The organism is Mesorhizobium sp. M1403 (assembly GCF_040317695.1).
GTDB lineage: Bacteria > Pseudomonadota > Alphaproteobacteria > Rhizobiales > Rhizobiaceae > Mesorhizobium.
This window is the reverse complement of the sequence record NZ_JAMYKY010000005.1, coordinates 184,771-206,300: the sequence shown is the minus strand read 5'-3', so window position 1 is coordinate 206,300 and position 21,530 is coordinate 184,771. Positions and strand designations below refer to the sequence as shown.

19 protein-coding genes are annotated in these 21,530 nt (G+C 62.9%); 8 read left to right on the top strand and 11 right to left on the bottom strand.

Going from position 1 to position 21,530, the window contains the following annotated elements; all coding sequences use genetic code 11:
- The first annotated feature begins 23 nt into the window (after window positions 1-23).
- The 3 genes from NKH01_RS12280 (at window position 24) to NKH01_RS12270 (ending at window position 2,922) form a co-directional block, all read left to right on the top strand.
- Window positions 24-815 carry an ABC transporter substrate-binding protein gene (locus NKH01_RS12280; protein ID WP_023717874.1) on the top strand — a complete coding sequence of 264 codons (792 nt, stop codon included), beginning with the start codon at window positions 24-26 and terminating at the stop codon, window positions 813-815.
- A gap of 109 nt (window positions 816-924) precedes the next feature.
- Window positions 925-1,599: an amino acid ABC transporter permease gene (locus NKH01_RS12275; RefSeq protein WP_023717875.1), complete on the top strand. Its 675-nt coding sequence runs from the start codon at window positions 925-927 to the stop codon at window positions 1,597-1,599.
- Between the two features lie 30 nt (window positions 1,600-1,629).
- The gene (locus NKH01_RS12270; RefSeq protein ID WP_023717876.1) at window positions 1,630-2,922 is read left to right on the top strand and encodes a cysteine desulfurase-like protein; all 1,293 of its coding nucleotides are present in this window, start codon (window positions 1,630-1,632) and stop codon (window positions 2,920-2,922) included.
- Here the strand turns inward: NKH01_RS12270 and NKH01_RS12265 are convergent.
- A complete protein-coding gene (locus tag NKH01_RS12265) occupies window positions 2,853-3,725 on the bottom strand; it encodes an NAD(P)H-dependent oxidoreductase (protein ID WP_352716797.1) in 873 nt (290 codons plus the stop codon). The genes NKH01_RS12270 and NKH01_RS12265 overlap by 70 nt on opposite strands.
- Window positions 3,726-3,818: 93 nt before the next feature.
- Here NKH01_RS12265 and NKH01_RS12260 point away from each other — a divergent pair, with 93 nt between their 5' ends.
- Window positions 3,819-4,739: a LysR family transcriptional regulator gene (locus tag NKH01_RS12260; protein WP_023717878.1), complete on the top strand. Its 921-nt coding sequence runs from the start codon at window positions 3,819-3,821 to the stop codon at window positions 4,737-4,739.
- A gap of 22 nt (window positions 4,740-4,761) precedes the next feature.
- On the opposite strand, the gene NKH01_RS12255 is transcribed toward NKH01_RS12260, so the two are convergent.
- Genes NKH01_RS12255 through NKH01_RS12235 form a run of 5 tightly spaced genes read right to left on the bottom strand, consistent with a single transcriptional unit; the run spans window position 4,762 to window position 10,046 of the window.
- Window positions 4,762-5,592 (bottom strand): dipeptide ABC transporter ATP-binding protein, encoded by an 831-nt coding sequence (locus tag NKH01_RS12255; RefSeq protein WP_352483289.1) that lies wholly within the window; start codon window positions 5,590-5,592, stop codon window positions 4,762-4,764.
- Window positions 5,589-6,464, bottom strand: coding sequence for an ABC transporter ATP-binding protein (locus NKH01_RS12250; protein ID WP_352493740.1), 876 nt, complete (start codon window positions 6,462-6,464; stop codon window positions 5,589-5,591). The genes NKH01_RS12255 and NKH01_RS12250 overlap by 4 nt, the downstream gene beginning before the upstream one ends.
- Before the next feature lie 4 nt (window positions 6,465-6,468).
- Window positions 6,469-7,386 (bottom strand): ABC transporter permease subunit, encoded by a 918-nt coding sequence (locus NKH01_RS12245; protein ID WP_023717881.1) that lies wholly within the window; start codon window positions 7,384-7,386, stop codon window positions 6,469-6,471.
- 1 nt (window position 7,387) lies between these two features.
- Window positions 7,388-8,395, bottom strand: coding sequence for an ABC transporter permease subunit (locus NKH01_RS12240; protein WP_352483291.1), 1,008 nt, complete (start codon window positions 8,393-8,395; stop codon window positions 7,388-7,390).
- A gap of 58 nt (window positions 8,396-8,453) precedes the next feature.
- Window positions 8,454-10,046, bottom strand: coding sequence for an ABC transporter substrate-binding protein (locus NKH01_RS12235; protein ID WP_023717882.1), 1,593 nt, complete (start codon window positions 10,044-10,046; stop codon window positions 8,454-8,456).
- Window positions 10,047-10,524: 478 nt separating this feature from the next.
- On the opposite strand from NKH01_RS12235, the gene NKH01_RS12230 reads away from it, so the two are divergent.
- Both NKH01_RS12230 and NKH01_RS12225 read left to right on the top strand, forming a co-directional pair.
- Window positions 10,525-12,486: a long-chain fatty acid--CoA ligase gene (locus NKH01_RS12230; protein WP_353020319.1), complete on the top strand. Its 1,962-nt coding sequence runs from the start codon at window positions 10,525-10,527 to the stop codon at window positions 12,484-12,486.
- Between the two features lie 85 nt (window positions 12,487-12,571).
- Complete coding sequence (locus NKH01_RS12225) at window positions 12,572-13,228, top strand: class I SAM-dependent methyltransferase (RefSeq protein ID WP_353020318.1); 657 nt, start codon at window positions 12,572-12,574, stop codon at window positions 13,226-13,228.
- On the opposite strand, the gene NKH01_RS12220 is transcribed toward NKH01_RS12225, so the two are convergent.
- From NKH01_RS12220 to NKH01_RS12210, 3 genes are all read right to left on the bottom strand, one after another.
- On the bottom strand, window positions 13,212-13,934 hold the full coding sequence (locus NKH01_RS12220) for an HAD family hydrolase (RefSeq protein WP_023717885.1): 723 nt from the start codon (window positions 13,932-13,934) through the stop codon (window positions 13,212-13,214). The two genes, NKH01_RS12225 and NKH01_RS12220, sit on opposite strands and share 17 nt — an antisense overlap.
- A gap of 5 nt (window positions 13,935-13,939) precedes the next feature.
- Window positions 13,940-15,583: a glucose-6-phosphate isomerase gene (pgi, locus tag NKH01_RS12215; RefSeq protein WP_352640528.1), complete on the bottom strand. Its 1,644-nt coding sequence runs from the start codon at window positions 15,581-15,583 to the stop codon at window positions 13,940-13,942.
- Between the two features lie 94 nt (window positions 15,584-15,677).
- Window positions 15,678-15,824, bottom strand: a complete 147-nt coding sequence (locus NKH01_RS12210) for a hypothetical protein (RefSeq protein WP_353020316.1) — start codon at window positions 15,822-15,824, stop codon at window positions 15,678-15,680.
- Window positions 15,825-15,839: 15 nt separating this feature from the next.
- On the opposite strand from NKH01_RS12210, the gene pdxR reads away from it, so the two are divergent.
- Together pdxR and NKH01_RS12200 are read left to right on the top strand one after the other, a co-directional pair.
- Window positions 15,840-17,333, top strand: coding sequence for a MocR-like pyridoxine biosynthesis transcription factor PdxR (pdxR, locus tag NKH01_RS12205; protein ID WP_353020315.1), 1,494 nt, complete (start codon window positions 15,840-15,842; stop codon window positions 17,331-17,333).
- Between the two features lie 194 nt (window positions 17,334-17,527).
- Window positions 17,528-19,117 (top strand): trimethylamine methyltransferase family protein, encoded by a 1,590-nt coding sequence (locus tag NKH01_RS12200; protein WP_023717889.1) that lies wholly within the window; start codon window positions 17,528-17,530, stop codon window positions 19,115-19,117.
- A 3-nt stretch (window positions 19,118-19,120) separates the two neighbouring features.
- On the opposite strand, the gene chrA is transcribed toward NKH01_RS12200, so the two are convergent.
- Both chrA and NKH01_RS12190 read right to left on the bottom strand, forming a co-directional pair.
- A complete protein-coding gene (chrA, locus tag NKH01_RS12195; protein WP_352483297.1) occupies window positions 19,121-20,509 on the bottom strand; it encodes a chromate efflux transporter in 1,389 nt (462 codons plus the stop codon).
- Window positions 20,506-21,345, bottom strand: a complete 840-nt coding sequence (locus NKH01_RS12190) for a chromate resistance protein ChrB domain-containing protein (protein WP_023717891.1) — start codon at window positions 21,343-21,345, stop codon at window positions 20,506-20,508. Before NKH01_RS12190 ends, chrA begins: the two co-directional genes overlap by 4 nt.
- Window positions 21,346-21,530 lie beyond the last annotated feature (185 nt).

Genomic DNA, 21,530 nt, shown 5'->3' with positions numbered 1-21,530 from the left:
GATCACAACCAGAGGGAACGAAAATGAACTTCACCCGTCGCAACCTGCTTCTTGTTGCTGCCGCCATCGGCATCGCCGGCGGCCCGGCCTATGCCGAAGGCACGCTGAATGTCGGCGCCTATCCGACCAATCCGCCTTTTGAATACAAGAACGAGAGCGGTACATTCGAGGGTTTCGAAGTCGACATCATCAACGAAGCGGCAAAGCGTATCGGCATGACCACTGACATCGCCGACCTCGGTTTCCAGGCGCTGTTCGCCGCCACCACCTCGAAGCGCATCGACGTCGCCATTTCGTCGATCACCATCACGCCGGAGCGGCTGAAGTCGCAGTCGTTCACGCAACCCTACTATGATTCCGACATGGGCATCGCCGCGAAGGCCGACAGCCCAATCAAGGCCGAGGCCGACCTCAAGGGCAAGATCGTCGGCGTGCTGTCCGGCTCGACCGGCGAAACCTGGGTCAAGGCGCACCAGGAAGCGGACGGGTTCAGTGACGTCAAGGGCTACGACACGCAGCAGAATTTGCTGCTCGATCTCAGCTCCGGCCGCGTCGATGCGGCGGTCAGCGATATTCCGGGCCTGGAATATTCTTTCACCAGGATGAAGGATCTCGCCGTAAAAGAGCGCATCAAGACCGGCGAGCAGTACGGCCTGATGATGACCAAGGACCACCCGTTGCTCGGCAAGCTGAACGACGCGCTGACCGCGATGAAGACGGATGGCACGCTGGCCGCGATCCACAAGAAGTGGTTCGGCAGCGACGCACCGGCCGATTCCTCGACCGTCAAGGAAATGCCTATGCCGAAGGCCTGAGCGGCAGTTCGCGCTTAAATGTCGTGCCGGCTTTCGATGCCGGCACGATTTCGGATTTCGGGCTCGGGCTCGAGCGTCGCGGGACGCCAAACGTTTCGGGAATGCTGCGATGTCGCTGCTGGACACCTTCTTCAACGCCGACGTCATGATCTCCAGCCTGCCGGCACTGCTGCGCGGCTTCCTGAACACGCTGCTGCTCGGAATCATGAGCATCGGCATCGGTATTCCCGTCGGCCTCGCGATCAGCCTGGTGCGGCTCTATGCGCCAAAGCCGCTTCGGCTGCTGGCTGTCGGCTACATCGACATTTTCCGGGCGATGCCGGTGCTGGTCGTGCTGATCCTGATCTACTATGCGCTGCCGTTTCTCGGCATACGCCTGTCGTCTTGGACTTCCGCGGTGATGGCGTTCGCCATCATCATGGCGGCCTATTCGGCCGAGGTGTTCCGCTCCGGCATAGAAAGCATTCCGCGCGGCCAGTTCGAGGCGGCGCAGGCGCTCGGCCTGCCGTTCTTGCTGACCTTGCGCAAGGTAGTGCTGCCGCAGGCGATCCGCGTCGTCATTCCACCGATGACCAGCAACTGCGTTTCGATGTTCAAGGACACCTCGCTCGCCTCCACCGTGGCGCTGCCCGAACTGCTGAAGGAAGCGACCAACGCGCAATCGCTCTATGCCAACCCCTCACCGCTGATTGGCGCCGCGCTGGTCTATCTCATCTTTCTCTGGCCGATGGTCCGTCTCGTCAGCCTCCTTGAACGCCGATTTCAAACCGAAAAGACCCGCTGAATCTGTCAGCGCACTTCGCAGGAGACGACCTTGAACCAGCATCAGATTTCGAAAACGGGCGATGCCGCAGCTTTCCCGGTCGAGACGATCCGCGCCATGTTTCCCGCCTTGCAGCAGGCCGGCGACTTCATCTTCATGGACAATGCCGCCGGCGCGCAGATCCCGCAAAGTGTGCTCGACGCGGTCACCAACCATTTGGTCGCGCATAATGTGCAGCGCGGCGGCCGCTACGGCCGCAGCGTCACCGTCGATCAAGCCGTCGCCGGCGCGCGCGAAAGCGTGGCCTTGCTGATCAACGCCACCAACCCGGCGGAGATCTGTTTCGGCATGAACGCCACTTCGTTCATCCGCCTGGTCAGCCTCGGCATCGGCCAGATGCTTTCTGAGCGACCAAACGGGGAGCGTGACGAGATCGTCATCACCGACATGGATCACGATGCCAATATCGCGACGTGGCTGGCGCTGGCACCCGCCGGCGCCAAGTTCAAATGGTGGCGGATGCGCGAGGACGGCAATCTGCATGTCGACGATTTGCGCCCGCTGGTCTCCGAGCGCACCCGCCTCGTGGCCTGCACGGTGACGGCGCATTCGATCGGCTCGATCGTCGACGTTGCTTCAGTGGCTGGGATCGCGCATGCGGCAGGCGCCGAAGTGTTCCTCGACTGCGTGCATTACGGCCCGCACGGGCTGATCGATGTGCAGGCATGGGACTGCGACTATCTGGTCTGCTCCGGCTACAAGAATTTCTCGCCGCATATGGGCTTCCTGTGGGGCCGCTTCGAAACGCTGAAGCGTCTGCCGACCTTCCGCGAGGACTTCATTCCCGACGAGCCGCCCTATAAGATCGAGGCCGGCACCTTCATCTACGAGAACGTCTCCGGCATGGATGCCGCGGTGCGCTATCTCGAATCGATCGGCCGCAATTTCGCTCCAGCCAATAACCGATCGCGCCGCGACAACATCGTCGCCGGTATGAATGCCATTCGCGATTACGAGCAGGTGCTGGCGCGCGAAATGCTGGCGGTGCTCAAAGATTGCGGCGCGACGATCTACGGCGTGGCCGAAGAGGCACGCCTCCGCGAGCGCGTGCCGACCTTCTGCTTCAACATCGGCACGCTGTCGCCGCAGAGGATCGTCGAGGAGATGGCCGAGATGCAGATCGGCATTCGCGACGGCCACATGTATGCGCCGCGCCTGATGAAGCGGCTCAACCTCAGCATGGACAGCGGCGCCGTCCGCGCCTCGCTGGTGCATTACAATACGATCGAGGAAGTCCGGCGCTTCGGCGAGGCGCTTCGCACCATCATTGCCCGGCTGTCCTGATCGGGCTGGCCGGCGGCGCCGGCGCGATCCTCGTGAAGGGCGAAGGCGGTCGCACCCGGGTTCTCCAAGCCGGGGCGCAACTGCATGCTTGGGATCAGGTAATCGCCGCCATTCTGCTGCCGATAAGGAATGGGCTGGATTGTCTCGAGCGTCCGCATCCTTTCGCGCAGTCGCTCCGCGACAGGCTCGAAATCGGCCTCCCCGAAACGGTCCACCCTGTAGACCACGAACGGCGGAAGCACGTCGTAGCCCGGATAGTATAGAATCCCGTGGTTGATCGGGAACAGCAGGTCGTCGATCGGGCCGTTGACGCCGCGGGCGGAATAATGCTCCTCCCAGCCGCCGGTGGTAACGATTAGCATCGCGCGCTTGCCGGCGAGCGTTCCCTCGCCAAAGCGGTCACCCCACCTCTTATCGCTGTGCTCGCCGACGCCATAGGCGAAGCCGTAGGCATACACCCGATCGACCCAGCCCTTGAGGATCGCCGGCATGGCGTACCACCACAGGGGAAACTGGAGGATCAGGGTGTCGGCCCATAGCAGCTTGTCGATCTCCGCTTTGACGTCATCGGTCAGAGTGCCGCTCGCAAAAGCTTTTTTGGAGGCGCCGGCCGGCAGGAAGCGTGCTTCGGGCGGCCACGACGGAAAGTCGGCACGGTCCACCTCGGATTTCCAGCCATCGGCATAGAGGTCAGACACCCGCACCTCGTGGCCTTGGGTCTCGAGCTCCCTGATGGCGACGTCACGCAGTGCGCCGTTGAGCGAATTCGGTTCAGGATGAGCAAAAACAAGCAGGACTTTCATGGGTCTACTCCGAAGAAGGACGATAGACACCAAAGGTAGCCAGCCATCGGCTAATCCACTATATGTAGGAAATGTATAAGATAATGCCAAATAATGGATAAATCGGACGTCACCCTCGAGCGCATGCGCACCTTCGTTCGCGTCGCCGAGCGCGGCAGCCTCTCGGCGGTGGCGCGCGAGCTCGGAGTTGGTCAGTCGACGGTCACGCGGCATCTGCGGGAGCTCGAGGAGGCCGTCGGCGTGCCCTTGCTCAGCAGGACCACCCGGCGTGTCACGATGACCGATGAAGGCAGCCGTTACTATGCCGACAGCGTCCAGATCCTGCGCCTCGTTGAGCAGGCCGGCGATGAGGCGCGAGGCACGCGCGGCGCATCGGCTGGCACGATCCGGATATCCTGCACGGCGGCGCTCGGCGTCTTGCACGTCAGCCGGCTGATCTTCGCCTTTCAGGACCGTTATCCCGACATCGGCATCGATCTCAGCCTAACCGACGAGCGCATCGACCTTGTGCGGGAGGGCGTCGACATCGCGCTTCGCCTCGGTCCGCTCACCGACAGCTCGATGAAGCTGCGGGCGCTCGGTCAGTCCCGGCGTCTGCTGGTGGCGGCGCCGGCCTATCTGGCGGCCCGGGGCAGACCGGCTGTCCCGCAGGATCTGCCTGGCCATGAAGGCATTCGGATGTCGAACATCGCGGGAAGCGACACGCTCGCCCTGCAGGGGCCGGGCGGCGAGCGCTTTGCGGTGCCCTTTGGCGGCCGATTTCGGGTCGACCATGGGCTTGCTGCGCGCAAAGCCCTTGTCGCCGGACGCGGTATCGCACCCGCCCACCACTGGCTTGTCGACGATCTTCTGGCGGCCGGCCGGCTGGAAATTATCCTGCCGGGCTATTTTCCGCCTCCCGTCCCGCTGAGCATGCTGATCGTTCCGGAGCGTGCGGGCATTGCCCGGGTGCGGCTGCTGGTCGACTTTCTCGCCGAGCAGATCTCCGGCATTCCGGGGATCGAGAAGCGGTAGCCGGCCGGCAAACCTCGCCGGATCAGGCGGCCTTCTTTTTCGCCAATCTTGCCTTGATGCTGGCGACGTCGGCACGCGGCGTCGCCGCGAACAGCGTCCTGGTATAGCTGTGCTTGGGGTCGGCGAAGACCTCGTCGCGCGAGCCGTATTCGACCGCTTCGCCGAAATACATCACCATCACATCGTCGGCGATATAGCGCACCACCGACAGGTCGTGGCTGATGAAAACATAGGTCAGTTGAAACTCATCCTGCAGGTCGGCGAGCAGGTTCAGAACCTGCGCCTGCACCGAAAGATCAAGTGCCGAGACCGGCTCGTCCAGCACCAGGAGGCTGGGGTTGAGCATCAGCGCGCGGGCAATGGCGATGCGCTGGCGCTGGCCGCCCGAAAACATATGCGGGTAGCGATTGTAGTGCTCGGGGCCGAGACCGACCTTTTTCAGCATCTTCATGGCGAGATCGCGCCGCTCGCCGGCCGTGCTGTCGGTGTTGATGAGCAGCGGTTCGCCAAGCACGTCGCCGATCTTCTGGCGTGGATTGAGCGAACCATAGGGGTTCTGGAAGACAATCTGCACCTTGCGGCGCATTTCCTTCGACAGGCCGTCCCTCGCGATGTCTACCTTCTTGCCGTCGATGAAAAGCTCGCCGGAGGTCGCCGGGTCGATCAGGGTGATGATGCGGGCGAGCGTTGACTTGCCGCAGCCGCTCTCGCCGACGATGGCCAGCGTCTTGCCCTTGTCGACGCTGAACGAAACACCCTTGACCGCGTGAACCGTACGGGAGGGGCGGAAAAGCCCGCCGCCGACATGATAGTCGCGCACGATGTTCTTGCCTTCGACTACCGTCACGCTCATGTGGCGGTTCCTCCCGCGGATCGGGCTGCGACTACAGATGGGGCCGGCTCGAACAGCATGTCGGAAACAGTAGGCAACCGGTCGCCGACGGCGTTTTCCGGCAGCGCCGACAGAAGCGCGCGCGTGTAATTGCTCTTGGGGGATTCGAACAGCGACAGCACGTCGGCCTCTTCCATCTTGCGGCCCTTGTATTGGACGATGACACGGTCGGCGGTCTCGGCAACCACCCCCATATTGTGGGTGATCATGATCAGGCCCATGCCGTATTTGGCCTGCAGGCCGACCAGCAGATCGAGGATCTGCTTCTGGATGGTGACGTCGAGGGCCGTGGTTGGCTCGTCGGCGATCAAAAGCTTGGGATTGCAGGCGATGGCGATGGCGATCATGACGCGCTGGCACTGGCCGCCCGACATCTGGTGCGGGAAGGAGCCCAGCCGTTCCTCAGGGTCGGCGATGCCGACCAACTTCATCAGTTCGATGGCGCGTGCCCGGCGCTGGGCGCGGTCCATGCCCATGTGAAAGCGCAGCACCTCCTCAATCTGGAAGCCGACGGTAAAGCACGGGTTGAGGCTGGCGACCGGCTCCTGGAAGATCATCGAGATGTCCTTGCCGACAATCTTGCGCCGCTCGGACGGGCCGAGCTTAAGCAGGTCGATGCCGTCGAAGGCCATGCGGTCCGCCCTCACCGTCGCCGTGTTGGGCAAAAGCCCCATCACTGCCAGCATTGCCACTGATTTTCCGGAACCGGATTCGCCGACGATCGCCAACACCTCGCGCGGTTCGACCGACAGGTCGATGCCTTGTACCGCCATGAATGGTCCAGCGGCGGTGTCGAAGGAAACGGTCAGGTTCTTGATCTCGAGAAGAGGCATTGGATTATGACCTCTTCAGCTTGGGATCGAAGGCATCGCGCAGACCATCGCCGATCAGATTGATGGCAAGCACAGTGATCAGAATGGCAAGGCCGGGGAAGGTCACTACCCAAGGCGCGCGCAGGATGAACTCGCGCGCCGAGGCGAGCATCGTGCCCCATTCCGGCGTCGGCGGCTGCGCACCGACACCGAGGAAGCCGAGCGCCGCAGCCTCGAGAATGGCGTTGGAGAAGGACAGGGTGGCCTGCACGATCAGCGGTGCCAGGCAGTTCGGCAAGATCGTCCTCACCATCAAGCGAAGATGACCGGCACCAGCCACCTTGGCGGAGATGACATATTCGCGGTTCTTTTCGGCCATCACGGCGGCGCGGGTGAGACGCGCAAAATGCGGCTGCAGCACCAGCGCGATCGCCAGCATGGCGTTGAACAGCCCGGGGCCGAGGATCGCCACCAGCACCAGCGCCAGAAGCAGCGACGGGAAGGCCAGGATAATATCCATGATGCGCATGATCAGCGTGTCGACCCAGCCGCGGAAATAGCCGGCGAGCACGCCAAGCACGATGCCGCTGGTGAGCGAGAAGACGACCACCACCAGGCCGATGAACAGCGAGAAACGCGCCCCGAAAATCAACCGCGAAAGCATGTCGCGGCCGACCGCATCGGTGCCGAGCAGGAACATCGATTTGCCGCCTTGCTGCCAGGCAGGGGGCGCCAGCAGCGCATCGCGAAACTGCTCGTCGGGCGAATGCGGCGCGACGAACGGCGCAAAGACCGCCACCAGCACCAACGCCGAAAACACGACAAGGCCGATGACCGCGCCGGTGTTCATCGAGAAGTAGTGCCAGAACTCGGCGAAGGCGCGTTGCCTGCCGCCTGTCGGGATGGAGGCAGCGGTGGCTTCGGCGGCGGATTCGTCGGTCATCTCACTGCACCCGGATGCGCGGATTGATGACGGCGTAGAGCACGTCGACGATCAGGTTCACCGCCATGACGATCAGCGCGATGATCAGCAATCCGCTCTGAACGACGACATAGTCGCGCTTGCCGATGGCGTCGATCATCCATTTGCCGATGCCGGGCCAGGAAAAAATGGTTTCGGTAAGAATGGCGCCCGCCATCAACGTGCCGACCTGCAGTCCGATGGTGGTGACCACCGGAATCAGCGCGTTGCGAAAAGCGTGCAGCCCGATGACACGGCGCGGCGCCAGGCCCTTGGCGCGCGCGGTGCGGACATAGTCCTCGCCCAGCACCTCGAGCATCGCCGAGCGAGTCTGGCGCGCTATGACGGCAAGCGGGATCGTCGCCAGCACGATGGACGGCAGGATCAAATGGCTGACGGCGGATTTGAAAGCGCCGCTCCTGCCGGAGATCAGGCTGTCGATGAGCATGAACCCGGTCGTCGGCCTGAAGAAATACTGCAGGCCGATGCGGCCGGAAACCGGCGTCCAGCCGAGATAACCGGAGAAGAAGATGATGAGCAGCAACCCCCACCAGAAGATCGGCATCGAATAGCCGGTCAGCGCGACACCCATCGTCGCCTGGTCGAACCACGAGCCGCGCTTGACCGCCGCGAAGATACCGGCAGGAATGCCGAGCAGGACGGCGATGATCAACGCCACCGTCGCCAGTTCCAGCGTGGCTGGAAACAGCGCCTGGAATTCGCCGAGCACTGGCCGCTTGGTGGCAATCGATATGCCGAAATCGCCGGTCAGGACCCTGCCGATATATTCCAGGTACTGGATGACATAAGACCGGTTGTAGCCAAACTGCTCGATGAGCTGGGCGTAGCGTTCGGGGCTGACGCCGCGCTCGCCGGCCAGGGCCAGAATGGGATCGCCGGGCAGAAGCCGGACGAAAGCGAACGCCGCCAGCGATATGCCGAACACGGTCGGGATGATCAAAGCGAGCTTGTGGAGGAGATAACGGAGCATCTTGCTTCATAGAACGGCGGCGCAGGAAGTCCAGCGCCGCCGTTCAATTTCTCAGGACTTATTCGGTGACGTCGACGCCGTCAAACCGATGAATGCCGAGCGGGTCCATAACGAAGCCCGACACCTTCTTGTTCATCGGCATGAAGACCTTGGAGTGGGCGATGGTCAGCCACGGAGCCTCACGCTTGAACACCACCTGAGCTTCCTCGTAGATCTTGGTGCGCTCGGCGACGTCCGTCGTCGCCTTGCCTTTTTTCAGCAGGGCTTCGAATTCCTGGTTGCACCAGATCGCATAATTGGACTGGCCGATGGCATCGCAACCGAGCAGGAAAAAGAAGTTGTCCGGATCGCCATTGTCACCGGTCCAGCCCAGTTGGAAGGCGCCGTCGCGATCCTTAGCTTTGCCGCGCTGGCGATACTCCGTCCATTCGTAGCTGACGATCTCCGCCTTGACGCCGACGGCGGCATAGTCGGCCTGGATCAACTCGGCGACGCGCTGGGCGTTCGGGTTGTAGGGGCGGCTGACCGGCATAGCCCAGATCTTCATCGACAGATCCTTGACGCCTGCATCGGCCAGCATCTTCTTGGCCGCCTCCGGATCGTAGGGATCGTCCTTGATGTCCTTGTTATAGGACCACATGGTCGGCGGGATCGGGTTGATGGCCGGCGCGCCGGCGCCCTGATAGACCGCGTCGATGATCGCCTTCTTGTTTACCGCCATGTTGAGGGCCTTGCGGACCTCGACTTTGTCGAAGGGCGGCAGCGTCGTGTTGTAGGCGAGATAGCCGATGTTCAGGCCTTCCTGCTCGTCGACTTTGAGGTTCGCGTCACCCTGCAGCCCGGCAATGTCGGCCGGCGCCGGGTATGACATGATATCGCACTCGCCTGCCTTCAGCTTCTGCGCGCGCACGGCCGGATCGGGCGTGATGGCGAAGATCAGATCGTCGATCTTCTGGCGGCCGCCAAAGTAGCCGTCCCATGCCGCATAGCGTACGACCGCATCGACCTGATAGTCGACAAATTGGAACGGACCAGTGCCGACCGGCTTCTGGGTGAACTGCTGCCTGGTGCCGGCCTTGTCGAGCTGGTCGGCATATTCCTTGGAAACGATCGAAGCGAAATCCATGCCGAGGTCCGGCAGGAAGGCGACTTCAGGCTTGTTCAGCACGAACTTCACCGTCAGATCGTCGACCTTGACGATTTCCTTCAGGAGATCGGGGAAGCCCATGCCGGTGAAATACTCCCAGCCGGTGCCTTCCAGGTAGCTGTACCAGGGGCTTTCTTTCTTCCACTGGCGTTCGAAGGAAAAGATCACGTCGTCGGCGTTGAGGTCGCGCGTGGGCGTGAAATAATCCGTCGTCTGGAATTTCACACCCGGGCGAAGCTTGAAGGTGTATTCGAGACCGTCGTCGGAAACCGTCCAGCTCTCCGCCAGGCCGGGCGAGATGGTGGTCTTGCCATGCTCGAACTCGACCAGGCGCGAATAGATGGTGCGCGACGAAGCGTCGAAGTCGTTGCCGCCGCTCCATGGCGACGGGTCGAAGCCGGCCGGCGATGCCTCCGAGCAATAGACCAGTTGTTTTGCATTGGCCATGCCGCCGAGGACGCTTGCAGCCAGCAACGCGGCTGCAAAAGTCAGTTTCTTTTTCATTGAGCACTCCCTGATGTTCTTCCAAGCCCCTCTATCAGGCTCGCGAAGGCCGCATATAAGCACCGTTTTTCTGGCTTTGGAACTGCTTGTTTGCCTAACCCACGGGAAGCAGAAAAAAATTCCGGCATGCGGCGAATTGTGGAAAAAACGAGCCAAATCCGCAGATCACGACATTATTAGCGACTTCAATTTTTTGTTGATCGGCGATGCCGCCAATTCGGGGAATCGAGCCGTTCGGTTCAAGAGATGCGCGTCCGAAAACCGGTCGCGGCCGAGAGCTTTGATGGCAAGTCTTGCCGCACTGCCAGGTGGGCGAGGCTTGCACGGCCGCTGCTAGTGGCAATACATAGATAGATGGACAGCGTGGTGGATTCCCCAGGCTCCGGACATTGCGGCAAGCGTGGGATACCTTTGTTTGTCAGGGGCGGCGGTGGCACTCAAGCGTGCCGAACAATAAGAATGATTGAGGGAGCGACAGGTGGCGAAACCGGCAAAGACAACAACCGCGGCGAAAGCAAAGGCCGAGGCAATATCGAAAGCGGTCAAGCCAAAAGCGGCCGCCGCCAAGCCGAAGACTACCGCGAAGGCAAGTGCGACGCCGGCGACGAAGATCACGGCTGGAAAGACTGCCAAGCCGGCAGCCGGCAAGGCGGCGCCTGCCGCAAAGTACCCCACCGTCAAGCCGGCGGCGAAGGCAGTGCCAGCGCCCAAACAGGCGGCAGCTTCAGCCAGAAGATTGCCGAAGGCGATCACCTCGCTGACCGCCGGCCTGCCTGAAAAACCGTGGCTCCAGAGTTACCCAAAGATCGTGCCGGCCGAGATCGGCGCCCTGCCCTCCAGCTCGATCGGTGACTTTCTCGTCGCCGCCTGCAAGCAGTTTGCGAACCGGCCGGCCTTCGTCTGCATGGGCAAATCGATCACCTATGCCGATCTCGAGCGACAGTCGGCTGCGTTTGGCGCCTATCTGCAATCAAAGGGGTTGCAGAAGGGTGCACGTGTCGCGCTGATGATGCCGAACGTGCTGCAATATCCGGTGGCGATGATGGCGGTGCTTCGCGCCGGCTATGTCGTGGTGAACATCAATCCGCTCTACACGCCGCGCGAGCTTGAGCACCAGCTCAAGGATTCCGGCGCTCAAGCCATTGTCATCCTCGAAAATTTCGCCTGCACCTTGCAGGCGGTGATCGCCAGGACCGCGGTCAAGCATGTCGTGGTCGCCACGATGGGCGACATGCTCGGCGGGCTCAAGGGAACGATCGTCAACTTCGTCGTGCGCCGCGTCAAGAAGATGGTGCCGGCATGGTCGCTGCCCGGCCATGTCAAATTCAACGCCGCATTGAAGGCCGGCGCCGGCGTGACCTTCAAATCCGCCGAGGTCGTGGCCGGCGACATCGCCTTCCTGCAATATACGGGCGGTACGACCGGCATCTCCAAGGGCGCGATGCTTTTGCACAGCAATGTCTTGGCGAACGTCGCGCAGAACGCGCTCTGGGTCGAAGACGCCTACACGGTCAAGCCGAAACCGGCGCATATGAACTTCCTCTGCGCGCTGCCCCTCTATCATATCTTTGCGCTCACAGTGAACGCGATGATGGGAATGCAGCAGGGCGCGCAGAACGTGCTCATCCCCAATCCCCGCGACATTCCCGGCTTCGTCAAGGAGCTGCAGAAATACCCGATCCACATCTTTCCTGGCCTCAACACGCTGTTCAATGCGCTGCTCAATAATGAGGATTTTCGCAGGCTCGACTTCAAGCCGCTGATCCTGACGCTGGGTGGCGGCATGGCAGTGCAGAAGGGCATCGCAGAGCGCTGGAAGGCGCTGACCGGCTGCCCGATCAGCGAGGCCTACGGACTCTCCGAAACCTCGCCGGGGGCGACCGCCAACAAATTCAGCGACGGAGTCTACACCGGCACGATCGGGCTGCCGCTGCCCTCGACCGAGATCGCCATCCGCGACGACGATGGCAACAATTTGCCGCTCGGCGAGGTCGGCGAAATCTGCATCCGCGGACCGCAGGTGATGGCCGGCTACTGGAACCGGCCGGACGAGACCGCCAAGGTGATGACCGAGGACGGCTTCTTCAAATCGGGCGACATGGGCTTCATGGACGAGCGCGGCTACACCAAGATCGTCGACCGCAAGAAGGACATGATCCTGGTTTCCGGCTTCAACGTCTACCCGAACGAACTCGAGGAGGTGGTGGCGCAGCATCCGGGCGTACTCGAGGTGGCGGCGATCGGCGTGCCGGACGAGCATTCGGGTGAAGTGCCAAAGCTGTTCGTCGTCAAAAAGGACCCGGCACTGACCGCCGAGATGCTGACGGCTTATTGCCGCGAGAACCTGACCGGCTACAAGCGCCCCAGATATATCGAGTTCCGCACCGAACTGCCGAAGACACCGGTCGGCAAGATCCTGCGACGAGCGTTGCGGGGCTAGGCGCAGCTTGAGCGATTGCATCGTCGGCACTAACGCCGTGGATATAGGTTCGCGGCCAGACCCGGCAGAGTTCATCCGGGCGCACATGCGGATCGCCCCCGTGCCCGCGCTTCCCGAAATCCGGCTTTACACCGCCCATCCGGGAAGCGGCCTCAGGCGGCTTCTCGAATGGAACCAACATGGGACCGAAGAAGACGAACCTGAACCGGAGCCACCGTACTGGGCCTATGTCTGGGCCGGCGGCGCGGTGCTTGCCCGCTACATAATCGACCGGCCGGAGACCGTGGCCGGGCGTCGCGTGCTCGACCTCGGCGCCGGTTCGGGCCTCGTCGGCATCGCTGCGGCGAAAGCCGGAGCCAGCACGGTCGTCGCGGCCGAGATCGATCGTAATGGTGTGGTTGCGCTCAGCCTCAATGCGACTGCGAACGGCGTCGCTATCATGATCGTTGGCGACGACATCACCGGCGGTCCGCCGCCACCGGTGGACATCGTGGTGGTCGGCGACCTGTTTTACGCCCGCGATCTTGCCGGCCGGGTCGTTCCCTTCCTCGACCGCTGCCTTGCTGCCGGCATCGCCGTGCTGATCGGCGATCCGGGCCGCGCCTATCTGCCGCGCTCGCGGCTTCGCCTGCTGGCCGAATACGAGGTGCCGGATGTCGGCGAGGACAGGAATGCGGCGATGAAACCGAGCGGCGTGTTCTCGTTCGGACCAGATAACTACGAGTCTAGACCGTCTCGCTGACCCGGGCCGCAAGAAAATCGGGCAGATCGGCCACCGAATCCAGGATGACGTCGGCGATCTGTGACAGCGATTCACGTGTGCCGGTGCCGGACAGCACGCCGATCGCCAGGCCGCAGCCGCCGGCGCGCGCCATCTCCAGATCGTGACGATTGTCGCCGACCATTGCGATCGTCGCCGGCCTGAGCCCTGTCAGATCCGAAAAGGCAAGGATCGTATCCGGCGCCGGTTTTGGATTGGCCACCGCGTCGTAACCATAGGCGGCTTCGAAAAGCTGCGCGACGCCCAGCGTGACCAAGGTCTTTTCCGCGCCGCTGGTCGAGTCGTTGGTGGCGACGCCAAGCCGGTAGGATTTTCTGTGAAGCAGCCCAAGCGTCTCGACCACACCCGGCAGCGCCACGGCCATCGCCGATCCTTGCGCCGAGGTGATGGCATTGAAGCGGGCGACGGCAAGCATCTGGTCCTCGTCGGACAGCCGCGGAAACCACAGTTCGACGACGTCCATGTTGGTCCCGGAGGCAAAGATAGAATCCGGCTTGAAGCGCCTGGTGGCGAAGTCGAAGCCCGCCGCCGCAAGCAGCCTGTCTGCCTTCCAGCGATCGCCTTCGGCCGCATCCATCGCCATGAAGTCGGCGATGCCCAGCCATGTCGCGTTGAAATCCACGAGCGTGCCGTCCTTGTCGAACAATATTCCCTTGATGTCCGCCAAGCTTTTCACTCCGGGCCGCGCAAGCGGTGAATGTATTCCACCAGTCCGGCAGTCGAGGCATCCCGCTTTGCGGCATTCTCCTTGCCTTCAACGACGGGCAGCAGCCCGGTCGCCAGTTCCTTGCCGAGCTCGACGCCCCACTGGTCGAAGGAGTTGATGTTGAACAGCGTGCCTTCGACGAAGACGCGATGTTCGTAAAGCGCAATCAGCCGTCCGAATGTATGTGGGTCGAGCTTCCTGTAGAGGATCGTCACCGAGGGGCGGTCGCCGGAGAAGACGCGGTGCGGAGCAATCCTGTCGACATCGGCGGGCTTCATGCCTTTCGCCAGCATCTGCGCGCGGGCTTCCTCCAGCGTGCGGCCCTTCATGAAGGCTTCCGACTGCGCCAGGCAATTGGCAAGCAGAAGGTCGTGGTGATGCTTCAGTTCCGGCTCGTGGCCGACGGCAGCGGCGAGGAATTCGACCGGAATGAAATCGGTGCCCTGATGCAGAAGCTGGAAGAAGGCGTGCTGGCCGTTGGTGCCGGGCTCGCCCCAGACCAGCGGGCCGGTCGGCGTCGTTACAGCGCCGCCATCCAGGGTGACGCTCTTGCCGTTCGATTCCATGTCGAGCTGCTGCAGATAGGCCGGCAGCCTGGACAGACGCTGATCGTAGGGGATGACGGCGCGAGCCGGATATTTGCAGATCACGCGATGCCACCAGCCGATCAGCCCCATCAGCGCCGGCAGGTTCTTCGCCAGCGGCGCGGTGCGGAAATGCTCGTCCATCTCATGGGCGCCGTCGAGAAAGGCGCGAAAATCCTTCGGGCCTATGGCGATCATCACCGGCAGGCCGATCGCACCCCAGACGGAATAGCGGCCGCCGACCCAGTCCCAGAAGCCGAAGACGCGGTCGGCTGCGATGCCGAATTTGGCGACCAGGTCGAGCGCCGTCGAGACGGCGGCGAAATGCTTGCCGACCGCTTCCTTGCCGAGCGCCTTCTCGACCCATCTGCGTGCCGTCTCGGCATTGGTCATCGTCTCAACCGTGGTGAAGGTCTTGGAGGCGATGATGAACAGGGTGGTTTCGGCGGAAAGACCCTTCAACGTGTCGTGGATATGGGCACCGTCGATATTGGACACGTAATGGGCGCGCGGCCCGTCATGATAGGGCGCCAGCGCCAAGGTCGCCATGGCCGGGCCGAGATCGGAGCCGCCGATGCCGATGTTGACGATGTCGGTGATCTTCTTGCCGGTCGCGCCGGCCGCCTTACCGGAACGCACCGCGTCGGCGAAGGCGCCCATCGCGTCGAGTACGCCGAGGACTTCCGCCTTCACGTCCTGGCCGTCGAGCACGATGCCTTTGCCGGTAAGGTTACGCAGCGCGGTATGCAGCACGGCGCGGCCTTCGGTGACGTTGATCTTCTTGCCAGCAAACATCGCGTCGCGCCGGCCTTCGAGGTCGGCGGCCTCAGCTAGGTTCTCCAGCAACTCCATCGTCCGCGCATCGACCGCGCATTTCGACCAGTCGAGCAGCAGGTCGCCGTCGCTGGCGGAGAATTTCTCGAAGCGCTGCGGATCGGCAGCGAAAGCCTCGCGCATCGAGCCCGATTTGGCCGCACGATGATCGCGCAACAAGTCGAGCTGCTTTTGAAAGGACGATTGATCCACTGCTTCGCTCCGGTCTCTTGAGATGCATCTTATCAGGCCGGATGTTTCCGGCGCGTGTCGTCGCGGCAAACTATCGGGTCGAATTCCATCCGTTTCAATGCGCAGCGATGCCGCAGCGCAGCGTGGGCCGGCGCAAAGGATCACTGGCATAAATCCCAGCGATCAGAAAAATTGATTGGCGCAACACCTTGTGCCACCGGTACATTCGACTGGTCCAGCCAAGTGAAAAAAAGCTGGCCATCGAGGAACATCTCCCATGCCACAGAGAAACGACACGGCCATATGGTCCGGCCTGTTCCGGATTTCGGCGGAATCCGGTCAGACCCTGCAGGCGCAGATCCGTCAGGCGATCGTCGCCGCCATCCTCGACCGGCAGATCGCGGCTTCCATGCCGCTTCCGTCCTGCCGGATTCTCGCCGAAAAACTCGGCGTAGCGCGTGGCACCGTGGTGCTGGCCTTCCAGCAGCTGGTCGACCAGGGCTTCCTGGTGGCGCGCGAGCGCCGCGGCCACTTCGTCAATCCCGAAGTGCTGGCGACGCCGGCCAAACCGCACCAGAAGGCGCCCGACCAAGCCAACGAGATCGACTGGAAGGCCCGCCGGCAGATCGCGGCGAGCGACATGCCACCGCCGGCCAAGCACGACAACTGGATCAAATCGTCCTACCCCTTCGTCTATGGCCAGTTCGACCCGGCGCTGTTCCCGACCGCCGAATGGCGCGAGTGCAACCGCATGGCGCTGGCGGTGCTCGAAATCCGCAACTGGGCGTCCGACATGGTCGACCGCGACGATCCGCTCCTGATCGAGCAGATCCAGGCACGGCTGCTGCCGCGACGCGGCATCTTCGCCAATCCGGACGAGATCATCGTGACGCTGGGGGCGCAGAACGCGCTTTACATGCTGGCGACGCTGTTGATGACGAAAGGCTCCAAGGTGGCGATGGAGGATCCGGGCTATCCCGATGCACGTTCGATCTTCCGGCTGGCCGGCGCCGAGATCCAGCCGGTTCCGGTCGACCACTCCGGCATCGTAACCTCGGCCATTCCCAATGATTCTGGCTTCGTCTTCGTCACGCCCAGCCACCATTGCCCGACCATGGTGCCGCTGTCGGCGGAGCGGCGGCAGGATCTTTTGGCGCGCGCCAACCGCTACAACCAGATCATCATCGAGGACGGATATGACAGCCAGCTCCTGGACGAGGCGCCGCAGCAGGCGCTGAAGAGCCTCGATCGGTCCGGCCGCGTCGTCTACGTCGGCTCGATGTCGAAGACGCTGGCTCCCGGCCTCAGGCTCGGCTACATCGTCGCCTCGGCCGGGCTGATCTCCGAGCTTCGGGCGCTGCGCCGCTTCATGCTGCGCCACCCGCCGGCAAACAACCAGCGCGCCGTCGCATTGTTCCTGTCGCTCGGCCATCACGAGGCGCTGGTGCGGCGGCTGTCGAGCGCCTTCGACGAGAGGCGCAAGCGTCTGGTCCATGCGATTTCCGCCTTCCTGCCGGAGTGGCGCTCGACCGATTCGGCCGGCGGCACGTCGCTCTGGCTCGAGGGACCGCGCGGCACCGACTCGCGTGGGCTGGCGGAGGCCGCGGCCTCGCGCAGCGTCATCATCGAGCCTGGCGACCGCTTCTTCGACCGCACCGAAAAGCCATCGCGTTTCATGCGCTTGGGCATTTCCTCGATCGCGTTGCAGCACATCGAACCCGGCATCCGCGAACTGGCGACGGCAGCTGGACGCAGGCCGGCAGCGGCCTGATCTCCCTTCCCCGACCGGAGCCTGGCGCATGTAGCGCGACTCCGGTTCTTTAGCTCCTTGGCATATGCGACGGGACCGGCTGGCACATAGGCTGTGCCAATGCCGGCGGCATAGTCGGAGTACATAGGGGACGAAGCAGGCAGATGGTGGACCAACCGCCGCGCCCGCTTCGCAGCTAAAGTTGGAGTGCCTTCATGCCGGTGGCCCATGAGAAGCAGGACGTGTCCGCAGACCAGCGTTCGCGACGATCCGGCGGGCGCGAGGCGCGCCGCGCCATGCGAGCAGCACCGCTTGCCGACGACGTCAAGCCGGTGCGTGCCGGCCTCGAAGGCGGAAGCTACAGCCCGCTCAGCGGCAATGATTGCGAACGTATCCACGAGGCCGTGCTTACCCTTCTGGAGACAGTCGGTTTCGCCAACGCCATCCCCTCCTGCATTGAGGCACTGACCAAGGCCGGCGCAACGCTTGGCGAGGACGGCCGCCTGCGCTTTCCTCGCGCTCTGGTGCTCGACACGATCAAGAAAGCGGCGCGGCATTTCACCCTGCACGGCCAGGATCCGAAGCACGACATGGTGATCCAGGGCAAGCGTGTGCATTACGGCACGGCTGGTGCTGCGGTGCATCTTGTCGATGTCGAAAAGCGTGAGTATCGCGAGTCGCTGCTGCAGGACATTTACGATGCGGCGCGCCTGGTCGAGGGGCTCGACAACATCCATTTCTTCCAGCGGCCGATGGTGCCACGCGACATCCCCGACCCGCTCGACATGGATTTCAACACGCTCTACGCCTGCGTCATGGGCACGTCGAAGCATGTCGGCACCTCGTTTACCGTGCGTGAGAACGTCAAGCCGGCGCTCGACATGCTCTATGCCATCGCCGGCGGCGAAGAGAATTTTCGCGCGCGGCCTTTCGTCTCCAATTCGAACTGTTTCGTCGTGCCGCCGATGAAGTTTGCCGAGGACGCCTGCGGCGTGCTCGAAGCCTGTGTCGAGGGCGGCATTCCGATCCTGCTGCTGTCGGCAGGCCAGGCAGGTGCGACGGCACCGGCGGCGATTGCCGGTGCCGTGGTGCAGGCGGTCGCCGAAGTGCTGGTCGGCCTAATCTATGTCAACGCCATCAAGCCGGGCCACCCGGCAATCTTCGGCACCTGGCCGTTCGTCTCGGACCTCCGGACCGGCGCCATGTCGGGCGGTTCGGCCGAGCAGGCGGTGCTGACCGCGGCCTGCGCGCAGATGGCGCAATTTTACGACCTGCCGGGCGGTTCGGCCGCCGGCATGACGGATTCGAAACTGCCTGACATTCAGTCCGGGTACGAAAAGGGCATAACCGACGTGATGGCCGGTCTTGCCGGCCTCAACCTGGTTTACGAATCGGCCGGCATGCACGCCTCGCTGCTCGGCTTTTGCCTTGAGAGCCTGATCATCGACAACGACATGCTCGGCCACTGCCTGCGCTGCGTGCGCGGCATCGAGGTGACGGACGAGTCGCTGTCCATCGACACCATCGCCGATGTCTGCCTGAAGGGCCCGGGCCATTATCTCGGCAACGAGCAGACGCTGCGGCTGATGCAGACCGAATATTTCTATCCGGCCGTCGGCGACCGCTTTTCGCCGAAGGAATGGAATGAGAAAGGCAGGCCCGACATCTTGCAGCGGGCGATCATCGAGAAGAAACGCGTGCTTGCCGAACGCTTCCCGCGCCATGTGCCGAAGCCCGTCGACGACAAATTGCGCGCCCGTTTCGGCGATATGATCAAGCTGCCGCGCGGCAGAATGGGCGGCTGAGCGTTAGCCGCTCGCCGCCAGCAACAAGACGCCGGCCAGCGCCGATCCGGCAAGCGTCGGCAGCATGCCGATTTTCAGCTTCAGAATGGCGATCATCGAGGCACAGGAAAGCAGCGCCGCGCGCCAGTCTATCGATGAAAGCACCGGCACGTCCATTCCAAGCCCGACATTGCGCACTTCGCCGAAGATGACGTGCAAGCCGAACCATAGAGCGAGATTCATGATGACGCCGACGACGGCGGCGGTGATTGCGCCGAGCGCCGCCGACAGCGCCTTGTTGCCGCGCAGCGCTTCGATGTAAGGCGCGCCAAGGAATATCCACAGGAAACATGGGGTAAACGTCGCCCACAGCGTGAACAGCCCGCCAAACAGTCCGGCAAGCAGCGGCGCCAGCGAGCCCGACTGGCGGAAGGCGGCGACGAAGCCGACGAACTGCAAGACCAGGATGAGCGGGCCCGGCGTGGTTTCGGCAAGTCCGAGGCCGTCGACCATTTCACCGGGTGCCAGCCAGCCGAAGTACTCGACCGCTGCCTGCGCCACATAGGCAAGGGCCGCGTAGGCGCCGCCGAAGGTAACGACCGCCATGACACTGAAGAAGCCACCGATTTGCGTCCAGACGCTGGCCGAGCCGGTGACAGCCCAGACCAGCAGAACAGGCCCGAGCCAGATCGGCAGCCAGATCGCCAAGATGCGCGGCGCGTGCCATCGCGTCGGCCTGACGTGGGTCAGTTCACCGCGCTCGAACATCAGATCGACCGCGCCCTTGATGTCGGGAACATCGCCCTTGCCATGCGAAGCGCCGGAAAAAAATGCCGGCGCACTACGGTTGCCGATCCAGCCTGCCAGGCCGGCAAGCAGGACGATCAGCGGAAACGGCACGTTCAACGCGTAGATGGCGATGAAGGCGGCGAGTGCGATCGACACCATGACGGGGTTTTTCAGCGCGCGTCTGCCGATCCGGATCACCGCCTCGATGACAATGGCGAGCACGGTCGCCTTGACCCCGAAAAACAGCGCCGCGACGAGTGGTACATCGCCATAGAGCGCATAGAGGCTGCTCAGGACGAGCATGACAAGCGCGCCCGGCACGACGAAGAGAATGCCGGCAACAAGGCCGCCGACCGTTTTGTGCAGCAACCAGCCGATATAGATGGCAAGTTGCTGGGCCTCGGGGCCAGGCAGCAGCATGCAGTAGTTCAACGCATGCAGGAAACGCTGTTCGCCGATCCAGCGCCGTTCCTCGACCAATTCCTTGTGCATGAGTGCGATCTGCCCGGCCGGGCCGCCAAAGCTGAGCACGCCGATTTTCGCCCAGACTTTCACGGCCTGCCGGAAGCTCGGCACAACCGGCTCTTGGATCTCCGGCGGCTCTTTCGAAAGGACGGCGCTCACGAAGGCTTGCCCGCGCCGAGATTGCCCGTGCCGGCGGCTGGCCAGTTATGCGTCTCCTCGGTGGCATCGCGGCACCAACGGAAGAACGCATCGTAGAGCAGCATGCCGGCCTCGAGCTGTTCCAGGTCGTCGCGAAACATCCGCGACAGGCCAAGCGAGGCGGCCAGGAACCCGGCCGCCTGTGGGACAAGATCGAGGCTCGCAGTATCGGCAGCGCGTATGATCGTGGCGAGGCGATCGAGCGCTTCGGATTTTAGTCCGAACTCCTCGATCATGGTATCGAAGGTGCAGCGTTCGCCGCGGTGGCTCCAGAACACGTTCTCGATGTCGAAAGGCACGGCCTGAAAGCGATCGGCGACGGCCGCCACTTCGGCCGGCTCGACGAAGAGAAAGACCGCGTGAGGATTGATGAAGCGTCGGATCAGCCAGGGGCACGCGATGCGATCGACCTTCGGGCGCGTACGCGTCACCCAAACGGTGCGGCCCTTGGCATCGGCGGGCGGTATCTTGCCGGTGTGAACCAAAAGCCCCTTGGCATCGCGCCATGCCTCAAACCCGCCTTCGAGCGATTCGGCGGCAATGCCCTCGTGCCGCAGCCATGCGGCCACGCCTTGCGAGAGCTTTTTTCCCTGTTGGCAGACGACCGTCACTTGCTGGCCAGTGAATTCGCCAGCCCAGGTGGCGACAGCCTTGAAGTCACGCCGGGTTGAGCCCGGCAACAGGCGCGGATCGGCGTTGTAGTCATCATCGGTGCGGACATCGATGATTGCGGGCGCACCCGGCAGCCCAATCAGACGAGACAGCTGCGATACAGTGATAGCGGTTGTTGACGGCATGGCGTCCACCTCCTTGAAAGAGAAGCTTGGACGCGAACGTTGGGCTGACGCCTCACGGGGTCGTCGCGATGCACCCCTTACGATGATCGTGGATTTGTCACGCCCGCTTGTCAAGCATTCCCGTTCTCGCGGGAGCAATCGCTTTTGACAAATGACCGCGTCCAACTCTGTGGCGGGCATTTCTC

Coding starts and splice junctions, on each gene's coding strand:
- NKH01_RS12280 (WP_023717874.1), top strand. CDS start 24: ATGAACTTCACCCGTCGCAACCTGCTTCTTGTTGCTGCCGCCATCGGC.
- NKH01_RS12275 (WP_023717875.1), top strand. CDS start 925: ATGTCGCTGCTGGACACCTTCTTCAACGCCGACGTCATGATCTCCAGC.
- NKH01_RS12265 (WP_352716797.1), bottom strand. CDS start 3,725: ATGAAAGTCCTGCTTGTTTTTGCTCATCCTGAACCGAATTCGCTCAAC.
- NKH01_RS12260 (WP_023717878.1), top strand. CDS start 3,819: ATGGATAAATCGGACGTCACCCTCGAGCGCATGCGCACCTTCGTTCGC.
- NKH01_RS12255 (WP_352483289.1), bottom strand. CDS start 5,592: ATGAGCGTGACGGTAGTCGAAGGCAAGAACATCGTGCGCGACTATCAT.
- NKH01_RS12250 (WP_352493740.1), bottom strand. CDS start 6,464: ATGCCTCTTCTCGAGATCAAGAACCTGACCGTTTCCTTCGACACCGCC.
- NKH01_RS12245 (WP_023717881.1), bottom strand. CDS start 7,386: ATGACCGACGAATCCGCCGCCGAAGCCACCGCTGCCTCCATCCCGACA.
- NKH01_RS12240 (WP_352483291.1), bottom strand. CDS start 8,395: ATGCTCCGTTATCTCCTCCACAAGCTCGCTTTGATCATCCCGACCGTG.
- NKH01_RS12235 (WP_023717882.1), bottom strand. CDS start 10,046: ATGAAAAAGAAACTGACTTTTGCAGCCGCGTTGCTGGCTGCAAGCGTC.
- NKH01_RS12225 (WP_353020318.1), top strand. CDS start 12,572: ATGCGGATCGCCCCCGTGCCCGCGCTTCCCGAAATCCGGCTTTACACC.
- NKH01_RS12210 (WP_353020316.1), bottom strand. CDS start 15,824: ATGGCCAGCTTTTTTTCACTTGGCTGGACCAGTCGAATGTACCGGTGG.
- pdxR (WP_353020315.1), top strand. CDS start 15,840: ATGCCACAGAGAAACGACACGGCCATATGGTCCGGCCTGTTCCGGATT.
- NKH01_RS12200 (WP_023717889.1), top strand. CDS start 17,528: ATGCCGGTGGCCCATGAGAAGCAGGACGTGTCCGCAGACCAGCGTTCG.
- NKH01_RS12190 (WP_023717891.1), bottom strand. CDS start 21,345: ATGCCGTCAACAACCGCTATCACTGTATCGCAGCTGTCTCGTCTGATT.